Source organism: Pseudomonas sp. NFACC37-1, from assembly GCF_900101575.1.
Taxonomy (GTDB): Bacteria; Pseudomonadota; Gammaproteobacteria; order Pseudomonadales; family Pseudomonadaceae; genus Aquipseudomonas; species Aquipseudomonas fluorescens_AA.
Map to the genome: position 1 here is coordinate 117215 of NZ_FMUZ01000010.1, position 12907 is coordinate 130121.

15 protein-coding genes are annotated in these 12907 nt (G+C 60.1%); 9 read left to right on the forward strand and 6 right to left on the reverse strand.

From position 1 onward, the window contains the following. Positions 1-55: 55 nt before the first annotated feature. On the reverse strand, positions 56-526 hold the full coding sequence (locus tag BLP82_RS13805; protein WP_092168639.1) for a hypothetical protein: 471 nt from the start codon (positions 524-526) through the stop codon (positions 56-58). A 129-nt stretch (positions 527-655) separates the two neighbouring features. On the opposite strand from BLP82_RS13805, the gene BLP82_RS13810 reads away from it, so the two are divergent. Next, a complete protein-coding gene (locus BLP82_RS13810; protein WP_170842312.1) occupies positions 656-1042 on the forward strand; it encodes an Imm41 family immunity protein in 387 nt (128 codons plus the stop codon). Between the two features lie 95 nt (positions 1043-1137). Here BLP82_RS13810 and BLP82_RS13815 read toward each other — a convergent pair whose 3' ends face one another. Beyond that, the gene (locus BLP82_RS13815) at positions 1138-2193 is read right to left on the reverse strand and encodes an alpha/beta hydrolase family protein (RefSeq protein ID WP_092168645.1); all 1056 of its coding nucleotides are present in this window, start codon (positions 2191-2193) and stop codon (positions 1138-1140) included. Between the two features lie 99 nt (positions 2194-2292). Beyond that, on the reverse strand, positions 2293-2970 hold the full coding sequence (locus tag BLP82_RS13820; protein WP_092168648.1) for a phytanoyl-CoA dioxygenase family protein: 678 nt from the start codon (positions 2968-2970) through the stop codon (positions 2293-2295). Between the two features lie 144 nt (positions 2971-3114). On the opposite strand from BLP82_RS13820, the gene BLP82_RS13825 reads away from it, so the two are divergent. Next, complete coding sequence (locus BLP82_RS13825; RefSeq protein ID WP_092168651.1) at positions 3115-3738, forward strand: hypothetical protein; 624 nt, start codon at positions 3115-3117, stop codon at positions 3736-3738. Between the two features lie 127 nt (positions 3739-3865). Here BLP82_RS13825 and BLP82_RS13830 read toward each other — a convergent pair whose 3' ends face one another. Beyond that, positions 3866-4144: a short-chain dehydrogenase gene (locus tag BLP82_RS13830; RefSeq protein ID WP_092168654.1), complete on the reverse strand. Its 279-nt coding sequence runs from the start codon at positions 4142-4144 to the stop codon at positions 3866-3868. Between the two features lie 567 nt (positions 4145-4711). Between BLP82_RS13830 and BLP82_RS13835 the strand changes: the two genes are divergently transcribed. The 6 genes from BLP82_RS13835 (at position 4712) to BLP82_RS13860 (ending at position 10160) form a co-directional block, all read left to right on the forward strand. Further along, a complete protein-coding gene (locus BLP82_RS13835) occupies positions 4712-6901 on the forward strand; it encodes a GAF domain-containing hybrid sensor histidine kinase/response regulator (protein ID WP_092168657.1) in 2190 nt (729 codons plus the stop codon). 724 nt (positions 6902-7625) lie between these two features. Beyond that, on the forward strand, positions 7626-8042 hold the full coding sequence (locus BLP82_RS13845) for a glycine zipper domain-containing protein (protein WP_092168660.1): 417 nt from the start codon (positions 7626-7628) through the stop codon (positions 8040-8042). A 151-nt stretch (positions 8043-8193) separates the two neighbouring features. Next, positions 8194-8367 (forward strand): hypothetical protein, encoded by a 174-nt coding sequence (locus BLP82_RS31175; protein WP_170842313.1) that lies wholly within the window; start codon positions 8194-8196, stop codon positions 8365-8367. A gap of 69 nt (positions 8368-8436) precedes the next feature. Further along, positions 8437-8640, forward strand: a complete 204-nt coding sequence (locus tag BLP82_RS13850; RefSeq protein ID WP_092168663.1) for a hypothetical protein — start codon at positions 8437-8439, stop codon at positions 8638-8640. A gap of 88 nt (positions 8641-8728) precedes the next feature. After that, positions 8729-9109 carry a hypothetical protein gene (locus tag BLP82_RS13855; protein WP_092168666.1) on the forward strand — a complete coding sequence of 127 codons (381 nt, stop codon included), beginning with the start codon at positions 8729-8731 and terminating at the stop codon, positions 9107-9109. Positions 9110-9464: 355 nt separating this feature from the next. After that, on the forward strand, positions 9465-10160 hold the full coding sequence (locus BLP82_RS13860) for an HAD-IA family hydrolase (RefSeq protein WP_060741342.1): 696 nt from the start codon (positions 9465-9467) through the stop codon (positions 10158-10160). A 63-nt stretch (positions 10161-10223) separates the two neighbouring features. On the opposite strand, the gene BLP82_RS13865 is transcribed toward BLP82_RS13860, so the two are convergent. Further along, positions 10224-10970: a 3-oxoacyl-ACP reductase family protein gene (locus tag BLP82_RS13865; protein WP_060741343.1), complete on the reverse strand. Its 747-nt coding sequence runs from the start codon at positions 10968-10970 to the stop codon at positions 10224-10226. A gap of 125 nt (positions 10971-11095) precedes the next feature. Here BLP82_RS13865 and BLP82_RS13870 point away from each other — a divergent pair, with 125 nt between their 5' ends. Then, positions 11096-12019 (forward strand): LysR family transcriptional regulator, encoded by a 924-nt coding sequence (locus BLP82_RS13870; protein WP_092168669.1) that lies wholly within the window; start codon positions 11096-11098, stop codon positions 12017-12019. Between the two features lie 146 nt (positions 12020-12165). On the opposite strand, the gene BLP82_RS13875 is transcribed toward BLP82_RS13870, so the two are convergent. Further along, positions 12166-12894, reverse strand: a complete 729-nt coding sequence (locus BLP82_RS13875; RefSeq protein WP_060741345.1) for an aspartate/glutamate racemase family protein — start codon at positions 12892-12894, stop codon at positions 12166-12168. Positions 12895-12907: the final 13 nt, after the last annotated feature.

The window sequence follows — 12907 nt, forward strand, 5'->3', positions numbered from 1 at the left end:
CCTGCGTTTCGAAGCTGTCCCTGTAAATTTTCTCATTGGAAGAGAGGATGGCTCATCACATTTTTGTTTTGATGGCGCTAATGGCTGCTAGGTAAGCGCTATTTCCGATTCCGACCTGACCCCAGACCTTGCGACTCTCTCCTCCTTGACGGTCGTATTGTTCATCCGCATCCCATAGCGTCAGGATTTGGTTAGGAAATAGGTATTCATATCTTGAGAATTCATGCGAACCGGAATTGTCCGAAGCAGCCATCAGCGAAAACACGTCGATGGCAGAGTGCCTGAAGACATCGATGCCCTTGAAGACGAACGTGACGTTCGGGTTTCCAGAGACACCAATGAAGCTGACTTCATCGTTTGGTCCGTGGGAAACCTGCATGCAGGACTCGCAAAAATAATCGACGCTGTTCCGGGAATGCTCGAGCGGGAACCCAATGGCGGCCATTGCTTGCCTCGCTACAGAGCGTGCTACACCAAGACGCACAGGACCAATAGCTTCGAGCGGTAAAATTTCAAAAGCAGGCATTTCCTGGTTCCGTAAGGTGGATGGCTGGACAACAGCTCCGTTGGGGAGGGCGCGGGAGTTTTTCGGGATATTATCCGAGAATGTCAACTCGGTACGCTGTCGACCTTATCTGATATGGAAATCATTAACATGGATGCGCACGCTCTGATCGCCAGAAATTTCGTCGGGTGCGAAGCATACGAAGACGCCTCGTTCATCGGACGGTTACACGAAGCAGGACTCTGGGATCGTGACGAATACTGGCTACTGGAATGGGCACTTTATCAAATCGCAACAGAGGCAAGCTTCAGCCAAGCGCTCTCACATAGGGTGTTCGAGATATTCAGCTACAGCTTTCTGTTATTCGGGTGCCACTTTGATCGCAAGGATCTCTTCAAGATCCGAAATCTAAAAAGAAAGCAGATCTATGATTTTCGCGAGAGATTCCAGATGGTTTTTGAGGGCTTCTTCGCAGGAGAAATGCCGACACCAGCTCGCTTTGACGAACCCAATCCGTGGCTCGTAGGGGCTCGGTGATTCCGACCGGACGGGATTAATAGTCGCTGATGAGTCTGGGCGCAAAAATGGCTCCCCAGGCCTTCTTCGAACCGCTTTAAGTCAGTACCACCCGATTACAAGCTACCTTCTTTATAACCCGATGACTGCGCCAAAAACGCTGCGATCAGCGATGCAACCTGCTGCTGAATCACCCCCCGAGCACGACCACCATCACCATCGCGACAAATGATCCCATCCCCTCGCACTTCCTCCTCAAGCATTTCCTGCGCACCAGGCTTACACATCGACATGAAGCTGAAATGGCTCGCATCGCTGATCTCGACGTAACGGCTTGACGCTGGGGGCAGGCGCTTGGCCAGGTTGGCAGATTCCAACTCAGCGGGAAGCTCTTGCGACGGTACACCGGCCGCGATCACCAAGGCGGGGACCGGCAGTGCGGCCAGGCTTTTATCGGTCAGGCCCCGCGAAAGGCCCAGGTCCAATGTCACCACCGCAGTAACACGTTTATCGCGCCAATCGGCGGCCAGTTCGGTCTTTGCTTCTGAGGTGCTGGCGGGGTTCATTTGTTTGTAAACCGTGCAGCTGGATAACTGCAAATGGGCTTTGCAGTCCTGGGCGAAGCGCTCTGGATCGAAGCGAGCGCCGGCGATCTCCAGGGCGGTCCAGCCGCCGAGTGAATGGCCCACGGCTGCAATTCGATCATCGGCGACCCGACCAAATTTTTCAGGTTGAGTCGTGACCGCATCGATGGCTCGGCGCAGGTCGACGGGTCGCTGCCATAACTGCGCCGCTGCTTGGGGGCTGCGGTCATGGGTGGTGCTGCCGGGGTGGTTGATGGCTGCGACGATGTAACCCTTCTGGGCCAAGGCGCTGGCCAGCCAAATCTGGTTGCTCCAGTTACCCCTGTAGCCGTGGGAGAGCACCACCAGTGGGTGTTCGCCCGCAGTTGGCGGCGCGTTACGCACGGCGGACGCGCCGACAAACACCGCATTATCGGCGATCAGTTGCGGGGCCGCGGTGGTTGCGCTCGGGTACCAGACAACCATCTCCAGTGCGCGGCCATTGTGCGGATCCGGTAGGGTGGAAGATTGAAAACCGATGGGGGCTTCGTCAGCCAACGCGGTCGTTGTCAGGCAGGCCAACAACAGGGTGCCGAAAGCTGTTTTCAATGTCGTTCTTCCTTGATCAGACGAATGGGGTTTTCAAAAAGCACGGGCATTAAAGCTCAGATTCGAACCGTTGCGCACAACTTTCATCGACCCAAAAAACTAGCCCTCGAAAGTAAACGCCGAGGGGGCGAATCGATCGCGGGTGTCCATGCGAATATTGCGCAGCGCCACGGTTTCCAGGTGTGACGCGTAGAGCGATTCCGAGAAGTAGCTGATCAGGATGGAGCGACGGCGTGCGCCAATCGCGTTCAGGCTGCCCGCGTGCACCAGGTCCACATCGAACACCAGGATGTCACCGGCACTGCCTGAAAGCTGTACAGCGCGTGACTCGTCATTGAAGTCGAAGGGTGGCGCATCCGGCTCGGGGCGATGGCTGCCGGGGACGATCCGTGTCGCGCCGTTCTTGGGGCCGTAATCGTCGAAGAATGCCAGGGCGATGGCGATGTCGCCTGGTCGTTGGGCCGACAGATCGCGGTGCAGTGGTTGCTGGCCGCCACCGGCAAGGGGCTCGCGGCCTTCCACTTGGGAGAGGAAGAATTGCTCGCCGATCAACTCACCTGCCACCGCCAGTAGCTGGGGTAGACGACACACAGCTTGAATCCTCGAATCATCGTCCAGCATCGAATAGCGCCAGTCCATGCCACGGGGCACTGGCCATTGATCCGACGGTCGCACGCCTGCATCGAACACGCTACGCAAGTCAGCCAGCCACTCGTTCGGGATCGCTCGACGGAGCAGGGCGTAGCCGTCTTGGTGGAGTTGTGTGCGGTCAGCCATGGTTCATCCTTGTGCGGGCATTTGGAAGGCTAGCCTGTAAACCAAAGTGGGGCCACCGGACACTGGAAAACGAAGGCGACAGAGACAATCCCGGAATGTTTTGCAATTATCATCCAGCCACCATCCAAGAAAAGGACTTCACCGATGAAGCGTTTGCTCGCCTGCACCCTCCTGACACTGGCCGTCGTCGGTTACGCCAAGGCCGATCAGAGCACCTTCGAAGAAACGAACTCGTGCTCGGAAGACATCGATTGCCAAGGCGATTTCATCTGCAAAAACGGCCAATGCGACAGCCCTCAACTCCAGCGAAGCCCTGTTGCAAAAACCACCGCCAAGACTCAAGCCGCACCTCCCGCGCCGCCGGGCGTTGCCTATCAACCGCTGCCCGTCAATACCGAGCGTGCCGGACCTTTCACGACTCAGACTGAAGCGATGGCAACTGCGCTGAATTATCAATCGCGAGCGGGTGTGATGAACGTCATGGAATCCGTTGTCGAGCAGGCCGAGTACACCGGTTATGTGACGATTGAAAAGGCTTACACGTTTGGCCCGAGCAAGTATGTGCTGGTGGTTTCCACGGGCGAGGGCGGCAATGCTTGCCCTGCGTCCACTTATGTATTCAGTTTCGACACCCAGGCCGAGCGCGTTGATGGCAAGCGTGAAGTGGAGGGGTGTTCTGAGTTGGTCGAGGCCATGGCGGAAGGGAACAAGCTCATGGTCAAGAAAGAGGGCGGTGCGACTGTTGTTTATAACGGGATTGTCGAGTAGTTCAGGTCGACGATGCACCTGTGGCGAGGGAGCTTGCTCCCGCTTGAGTGCGCAGCGCTCACAAAAGGGGCCGCTGCGCAGCCCGGCGGGAGCAAGCTCCCTCGCCACAGGTTGTCGGCGGACAGGCTTATAGCGGGGAGCCTGCCGGTGCCGCATCCAATCGTCGTGCAATCACATCCATCACGTCACACCCATCACGCAGCGGGATGCAGCAAAGTTGTGCCAGATCTTGCAAGGTCGCGGGATCGATGGTCAGTTCATCACGCATCGCCAGGTTCTCCAGGAATTGGGTGGCGGCACGGATTCGATAAGCGGCTGAGTCGAGCAGGATGTGTAGCGGGGCGGTGGTATCGACGTAGAGGGGTTGGTCGTCGGCGTTGCTGGTAAGGCTCATGTATCGGTTCATATCAATTCCTTGTGTCATGAATGAACTGCCACACTCTGTCGCCAAACAAAGGGTGACAGCTGTACGCAGGTTGGCGAACCGGAGACACAAGGAGCCGGCAGACCCGAAGGTCTCCCGCGCACAGCTGCCATAAAGCAGTTTCTGTGAGCACGAGTGTGCTTCTACCACAGCAGAAAGCACCGTTGCACTTGTATCAATCGAGTCGCCAAACCCGGTCGCCATTTGGGCGACGCCAAAACTATAGACGTCACCGCAAAAAATACGCAAGGGATTGATAGCGAAGGGGTTTCCCAATCATATGTAGGACGTTGCCATCGTCGTAAGCATCCGAGCTGTACGTCTTACAACTTGGCAGTCTCCTTCCCTACATCAAGCCCATTCCCAGCGATTTGTAAGACATTTCTGTAGCCTAACCCCCGATTTCCGCCCTTCACCCCCCATTTGCCCCCCGACGCCTCCCACAATCCAATCGCGCATTCCCACCCGTCGCGGGATAATACGGCCCTGCCTGGGGTCACAAGCGTTTCCCCCCTCGTTGGTATTGGCGTCTCAGAAGGATCGAACGCAATGACAGATTGGCTTCAGAGCTCTGGAGAAATGGCTGAACGGGTTCGGCGCCATCCTTGGGGGGACACGCCGCTTGGGCCGCCTTCGCAGTGGCCTGATGTGTTGAAGACCACGGTGGCGCTGAGCCTCGCCTCGCATTTTCCCCAGGCTATCGTCTGGGGGCCGGACCTGATCACGTTGTACAACGATGCGTTCCTGCCGATCCTCGGCAGCAAGCCCGAGGCGCTGGGGCGGCGGTTCGATGAGGTGTGGCGGGAGGTCTGGAACGATATCGGGCCGATCGTGCGCGCGGCCTTCGATGGGCAAGCCACTTATATAGAGAACTTCCCCCTGGTCATCGAGCGCGGCGGCGGTCCTGAGCAGGCTTACTTCACGTTCTGTTACAGCCCCATCCGTGACCAGTTCGGCACGGTGGTGGGCATGTTGGATACGGTCACCGAGACCACGTCCACGGTGTTCATGACCCAACGGCTGGCGGTGCTGGATGCTATCGGCAATGCCGTGGCCAACGCCACCGACCCGCAGGCCATCATGGCGACCACCACGCGGATTCTGGCGGCGCACTTGAACCTGTCCAATTGTGCCTATGCGGACATGGATGAGGACGAGGACGGCTTCACCATTCGCGGCGATTGGGCCAGGGCGGGGTCGCCCCATATCCTCGGGCATTATCGGCTGGCTGATTTTGGGCGGCTGGCCGTCGCCAACCTGCGGGCCGGCAAGCCGCTGGTGATCAACGATAACCTCAAGGAACTGGCGCCGGAGGAAGCGGCAACGTTCCAGGCCATTGGTATCGCGGCCACCATTTGCGTGCCGTTGATCAAGGGCGGGCGCTTGACCGCGCTGATGGCCATTCACGACAAAACGCCGCGGGTCTGGTCATCCAACGATCTGGCGCTGCTGATGGAAGTCACCGAGCGCTCCTGGGCCCACATCGAGCGTGCCCGTGCCGACGCTGCCGTGCGCGAAGGTTTGGCGGCCCTGGCCGAATTGAACGCGACGCTGGAAGAACGGGTCGAGGAACGCACCACGCGTTTGAAACAGACCGAAGCGGCGCTGCGCCAGTCGCAGAAACTCGAAGCCATCGGCCAGCTCACCGGCGGCGTGGCCCATGATTTCAACAACTTGCTGACGATCATCCGTTCTTCAGTGGACTTCCTGCGCATGCCCGACTTGTCCGAAGAGCGCCGGCAACGCTACATGACGGCAGTTTCGGAAACGGTGGAGCGCGCCTCCAAGTTGACCAGCCAGTTGCTCGCGTTTGCCCGGCGCCAGCCGTTGAAGCCAGAGGTCATTGATGTGGGCAAGCAAGTGCAGAGCCTGGGGGACATGCTGCAAACCGTCACCGGGGCGCGGATCCAGGTCAACGTCGAATTGTGCGATCGGCCCTGTTACATCCGCGCGGACCTGAGCCAGTTCGAGACGGCGTTGATCAACATGGCCCTCAATGCCCGGGATGCCATGAACGGTCAGGGCACGCTGTGGCTTCGGCTCAGTTGCGGCAGTGGCATGCCGCCGATCCGTGGTCATGCCGGGGCTGGGCAATCCTTTGCCGCCATTGCCCTGGCCGATACCGGCACCGGCATTGACTCGCAAGTGCTCGAGCACATCTTCGAACCCTTCTTCACCACCAAGGAAGTGGGCAAGGGCACGGGGCTGGGCTTGTCCCAGGTGTTCGGTTTTGCCAAGCAGTCCGGTGGCAACGTCGATGTTTCGACCGTGGTGGGCGAGGGCACGGTGTTCACGTTGTACCTTCCGGAAGTGGCGCCCGAGCAAAACCACGAGCCGGTCAGGGAAGAAGTCGCGCACCTGGTGCTGGAAAAGGGCAAGCGCCGGGTGTTGATCGTGGAAGACAACTTGGAGGTGGGGCGTTTCGCCAACCAGATCCTCCAGGACCTGGGCTACGAAACCGCCTGGGCGACCAACGCCGAAGAGGCGCTGGAAATGGTCGGGCCGGATGCGATGGCATTCGACGCGGTATTTTCTGACGTGGTAATGCCAGGCATCGGTGGTATCGCCTTGGCCCGGGAACTGCGCCAGCGTCGCCCGGATCTGCCGGTGGTGCTTACTTCCGGCTACAGCGAAGAGTTGGCCCACAGTGGTCATGAAGGCTTTGAGTTCTTGTCCAAACCCTATTCAGCCGACCAGGTTTCCCGGGTTTTGAACCGGACGATACTGGGCGCTGAATGAGTGTTTCCTTTTTGAAACAGTGAGTTCCACTCGTCGGCGAAGGGCTTTGTCGAATCAACAGTCTGTTGCTGACCGACTAGTCTCATTGTCGTGAAGGTCGATATTGTCAGGCAACCGGTTGTTGCCGGTATGGACCTCAATGAAAAGGGGAAAGGCAATGGGAGCATCGTACAGCGAGGAGCACGGAGCCGCGTATCCGATCAATGAAGGATTGCAGTGTGGCCAGTCGACCTACCATGCGGACTTTGGCGACGAGCCGATCAAGTCCATCAGGACGAAGGTGGCTAAAGTGCAGCGAGGTGAGAAGGCCAAGTTCTTGCCCAGGGTCCCGGTCAAGAAGTGACAGGTTCCCACCGGGCTGCGTAGGAGCTGTCGAGTGCAACGAGGCTGCGATCTTTCCCCTGTCGATTGAATCCAAAGCGAAAGATAAAAGATCGCAGCCTTTGGCAGCTCCTACGGGGAGCATTCCGGTCTTTGCGTAAATATTTTTCATATTTTCTCAACCGGCGGTTTCTTTCACGTTTCTTTCACAAGCAGGTACGTACTCTCAGCTCATCCGTTAGAAAGCAGTACCTGCCCGTTTCCCCAGCGGGCTTTTTTTTGCCTGTCATAAAATAATCCGCCGTTTCGTTGTCCAACCGTCATGGCTGACGCGTTTGGCGTACACTCGCGCCCGCGCGCACTGGCCATTTCTCCCCGATGCGGCATTCTTGAGGTTTCTATCATGCGTTTGACTTTGTCCACCTTGGTACTGGGGCTGGTGGTTGCCCAGGGCGCGATGGCTGCCGGTGACGGTACCGCTGCAGTCGGCGGCGGTCTGGGCGGTGTGTTGGGCAACGTGGTCGGCCAGCAGATGGGCGGCAGCACAGGCGCCGCGATCGGCGCGGGTGTCGGCGGCGCAGCCGGCAGTGCCGTGGGCGCGCGCAAGGGCAGCCGCACGGAAGCCGCCATCGGCGGTGGCCTGGGGTCGGCCGGTGGTTCGATCGTCGGTAACCGTCTGGGCGGCTCCACCGGCTCCACCATCGGTGCTGGCGTTGGCGGCGCAGCGGGTGGCGCGTTGGGCAGCAACCTGTCCAATGACAACGACGGTCACTCCGGCGGCAAGAAGTACAAGCATAAGCACAAGAGAAATCATCGTTAAGCGGATGCTTGCATGAAAAGACCCGGTCTCTGTGCCGGGTTTTTTATTGACCTGCCATTCCCGTGAACAGGTCCCTGAACATTTCTCAGGAACGATTACCGCCCCCCCACCTCAAATTCATACAACCATCAGCAATCGCGAGAGGTGTGCCATGACGCCGGAAACCGAAGGCAAGGAAGAAAAAGGCCCGACGGGCGTGCCCTTCATCAACGATCCGGGCCCCAACGACCCGGGCAATGAAGACCCCGGTTCCCTGATGGATGACGCCCAGGTGCCCTTGCTCGACGATGAAGACGCTGAACTCGAGGACGAATCCTACGAGTGAAGGCGCTCAAACTGATCGCCCGCGTTCCCTAGGCTGCAGGACAGGTGCGTGCACCTGTCAGGAGACTCTATGACTGCCGATTCCCCCGTTCCCGATGACGAAGAAACCCCGGAATATCCGCTGCCATCGCCCACCAATCCGTTGAGCCGCGACCAGCTCCCGCCCGATGATGAGGTGGGTGTCGAGCAGGTGCCCAGCGACGACGAAGATGTTGAAGCGACTCCGGATGATCCGGACATCGCCGGTGACGACGCCTCTGGCACGCCGAGCTGATCGACGGGCCCGCTTGTCGATTCAGTGGCACCATCGCCCCGCCACGGGTGCCAGACATCAGGTAAGTATCTTGAAAAGGAGACTCACCATGATGAAATCCAACATGACAGCGCTGACACTCGCCGGAATTCTTTCCGTCAGTTCATTGGCCGCTTTCGCACAATCTTCGAGCGGCACGCCCCCCGTGGACAAGGGCGGAATGCCACCTTCCTCGGAAATGGAAGCCGGCTCCAAGTCCGGTGCCAGCGGGAACGCCTTGCCTCCGGGTTCTATTGGCGGCGGCAATGGCGGTGATGCCAGCGGCAGCACCAGCCCCGGCACGGGCAGCGGTTCGATGAGTGGCGGCAGCACGATGGGCGGTGCCGATGCGGGCGGTGGGACCAACGGCGGAACCGGTACCAGTGACAGCGGTGGCAGCTCGGGCGGCAGTGGTTCGGGCTCGGGCGGCTCCGGCAGCTCAAGCCAGTAGCCGTCCCGTCATCATCCGACACCGATCCACCTCCGTGTTGAGAGAAAACTCGCCCCCGCTGGGTCCCATAGGCGCTGCGTAGGAGCCGTGTAGGAGCTGTGTAGGAGCTGTCGAGTGCAACGAGGCTGCGATCTTTCCCCAGACACTTAAATCTCAAGCGAAAGAAAGCGAAAGATCAAAAGATCGCAGCCTTCGGCAGCTCCTACAGTGCACAACCGAGCCGTAAGCCACTCGATTTCCCATTGCCGGTTCCAAGTCCCCTTCGTTATCCTGCTGAATCCTTTAAGGCGAACACGCTGCCCTGGCCGCACCTGAGCCATCCCTGGAATGTTGTGTTGATAACGGATCAGATGCGATGAATGCACCGCTGAAAGAGTTTGGCCCGATCAAGGCTGTGATTTTCGACATGGATGGGCTGTTGCTGGACACCGAGGGGATCTACACCGAGGTCACCTCCATCATCGCCGAGCGCTACGGGCGCACGTTCGATTGGAGCGTCAAGCAAAACATCATCGGGCGCGGGGCCACGGACCTGGCCAATTATGTCGTCCAGGCCCTGGAGTTGCCGATCACCCCCCAGGAATTCCTGGTCATCCGCGAGCCCTTGATGCGCGAGCGTTTTCCTCACGCCCTGGGCATGCCCGGCGCCGAGGAACTGGTGCGGCATCTCAAGGCTCACAACATTCCCATTGCGGTGGGCACCAGTTCGTCGAGCCCTACATTCGCGCTGAAAACCACATTGCACCGGGACTGGTTCGCGCTGTTCGATTGCATTGTGACGGCGGACGACCCGGAGGTCGGTGCGGCGAAACCGGCACCGGATATCTTCCTCACCGCCGCCCGGCGCCTGGGTGTCGAGCCCCGTGACTGCCTGGTGTTCGAAGATTCGCCGTTCGGCGTGACAGCCGCGAAAGCCGCCGGCATGACCGCCATTGCCATTCCGGATTCGGCCATGGCGGACGAAAAATACGCCCATGCCGACGGGATCATCCGCTCCTTGAAAATGTTCCAGCCGAGCCTTTGCGGTCTGCCGGAGCTGGAGTGGGCCTGACAGCGAAGGGCTGCTGCGCAGCCCCGCGGGAGCAAGCTCCCTCGCCACAATGATCGGCTCGGATCAGGCGCCAAAACCACCGTCGATGGTCAGGCTGGCGCCGGTGATGTAACCGGCTTCCGGCCCTGCCAGGTAGGCGACGAAGCTGGCGATTTCATCGACGTTGCCGTAGCGCCCGACGGCCATCAGCGATAACAGGCTGGAGGCGAAGTCGCTGTCGGCCGGGTTCATGTCGGTGTCCACCGGGCCGGGCTGCACGTTGTTGACGGTGATGCCGCGCGGGCCGAGGTCGCGGGCCAGGCCTTTGGTCAGGCCCACCAGCGCGGATTTGCTCATGGCGTAGGTCGCGCCGCCGACGAAGGGCATGCGGTCGGCGTTGGTGCTGCCGATGTTGATGACCCGTCCACCTTCGCCCATGTGCCGCGCTGCCGCCTGGGTGGCGACGAACACGCTGCGCACGTTGACGGCCAGGGTCTGGTCGAAATCTTCGAGTTTGAATTCATCCAGCGGCCCCATGGCCAGCACGCCTGCGTTATTGACCAGGATGTCCAGCCGTCCAAAAGCTTCGACGGTGGCGGCGACGGCGTTACGAACGGCGTCGGCGTCGGCGCTGTCCGCCTTGATTGCCAAGGCCTTGCCGCCCGCTGCGGTGATGCTGTTCTGCAATTCTTCTGATTTTGCGCCAGAGCTGACGTAGGTGAAGGCCACGGCGGCGCCTTCTGCGGCAAGGCGTTTGACGATGGCGGCGCCGATGCCGCGAGAACCGCCCTGGATCAAGGCGACTTTACCGTTCAGTGCTTGGGTACTCATGATGTTCTCCAAAAAGTGCCGGGGCGAAGTGCCGCGGTGATGGAGCGAGTATCAAGAAGAGGTCATGGGCTGTGTAGACCGTCATTGCTATAGTCTGTCTAAACCAAAAGTTTAGAGTGGGGCTCATGGAGACCTTCAACAGTATCGAATGCTTTGTGCGCAGCGCCGAAGTCGGCAGCTTTGCCGAAGCGGCGCGACGTTTGAGCGTGACCCCGGCGGCGGTGGGTAAAAGCGTCGCCAAGCTGGAGGCGCGAATGGGAGTGCGCCTGTTCCAGCGCAGCACCCGCAGCCTGAGGCTGACCGAAGCCGGCCAGTTGTTTCTGAGGGAAGTCGGCAGCAGTTTCAACACCATCCAGAACGCCGTCGCCAACCTGGCCAGCGCCGGTGGGCAACCGGCGGGAACGCTGAAGGTGAGCATGGGCACGGCGTTCGGTCGACTGTATGTCGTGCCGCTGCTGGGGGAGTTTCTGCGACGTTACCCGGCGATCAACCCCGATTGGCATTTCGATAACCGCCAGGTAGACCTGATCGGCCAGGGGTTCGATGCTGCCATCGGCGGTGGTTTCGAGCTGCCCCAGGGCGTGGTGGCGCGCAAGTTGACGGTGGCCCATCGGGTGCTGGTTGCATCCACGGACTACCTGAACACCCACGCTGCATTGGTGGAGCCGGAAGATCTGGCGCAGCACCAGGGCATCCTGATTCGCTCGCCACAAACCGGCCGCGTGCGTTCCTGGCAACTGACCAGCCGAACCCAGCAACACAGCCCGCTCATGCTCAAGACCCGCATGACCATGAGCGATTCGGAAGCCGACTGCGCGGCCGCGGCCCAAGGGCTGGGCATCGGGCTGGTGAGCATGCCGGTGGCCGTGCCCTATCTGGAGTCCGGCGCGCTGCAACGGGTGCTGCCGGACTGGTACATCGATGACGGCAATATCTCCATTTACTACGCCGAGCATAAGTTGCTGCCGGGCAAGACCCGGGCGTTCGTGGATTTCATCATCGAGCAGTTTGCCGAGCAGGGGTTGGCGCGGCGGTTCAGTGCGGTTTGAGTTTGGCTCTGGACCGCGTTGGCCTCAATCGCGAGCAAGCTCGCTCCCACAGTTGGAGGGGCTGATCAGCAGTTTCGTGAACACCATAAACCCTGTGGGAGCGAGCGTGCTCGCGATTCAAGGCACCTCGGTCCAAGCCTGTGAACTCACCGCCCAAACCGCCCCGGCCAGCCAATGATGGTCTTGGGCCGAGGCGTGGCGTAGGTGCGTACTTTCGAGGTCGACAACCCCAGCCGCACCAGCGACTCGGCAATGGTCACCGCCGCCGTCACGCCATCGACCACCGGCACCCCGGTGCGCTGGCGGATCTGCTCATCAAGCCCGGCCATGCCGCCGCAGCCCAGGCAGATCACTTCGGCCTTGTCCTGGCTGACCGCCAGTTCGGCCTGGCGCACGATGGCCTCGACCGCCCGTTGCGGGTCTTGCTCCAGTTCCAGTACCGCCAGGCCGCTGGCCCGTACCGAGGCGCAGCGGTCAAACAGGCCGGACAGCTTGAGCCGGTCTTCGATCAGCGGCACGGTGCGGTCCAGGGTGGTGACCACCGAATAAGCGTGGCCGAGGAACATGGCGGTGCTGGCGCCGGCATCGGTGATATCCACCACTGGCACGTTCAGCAGTTCTTGCAGACCTTCGCGGCCATGCTCGCCGTAGCCGGCCTGGATCACTGCGTCGAACGGCTGGTCGTAGGACATCACCCGGTCCATCACCGCAATGGCCGCCAGGTAGCTTTCAAAGTTGCCCTCGATGGAATCGGCACCGAAATGCGGCGTGAGCCCGACGATCTCGGTGCCCGGCGCAGCCACGGCCTGGGCCTGGCGGGCGATGGCCTGGGTGATGGATTCGGTGGTGTTGACGTTGACCACGAGAATTCGCATGAGCTGTCCTCCT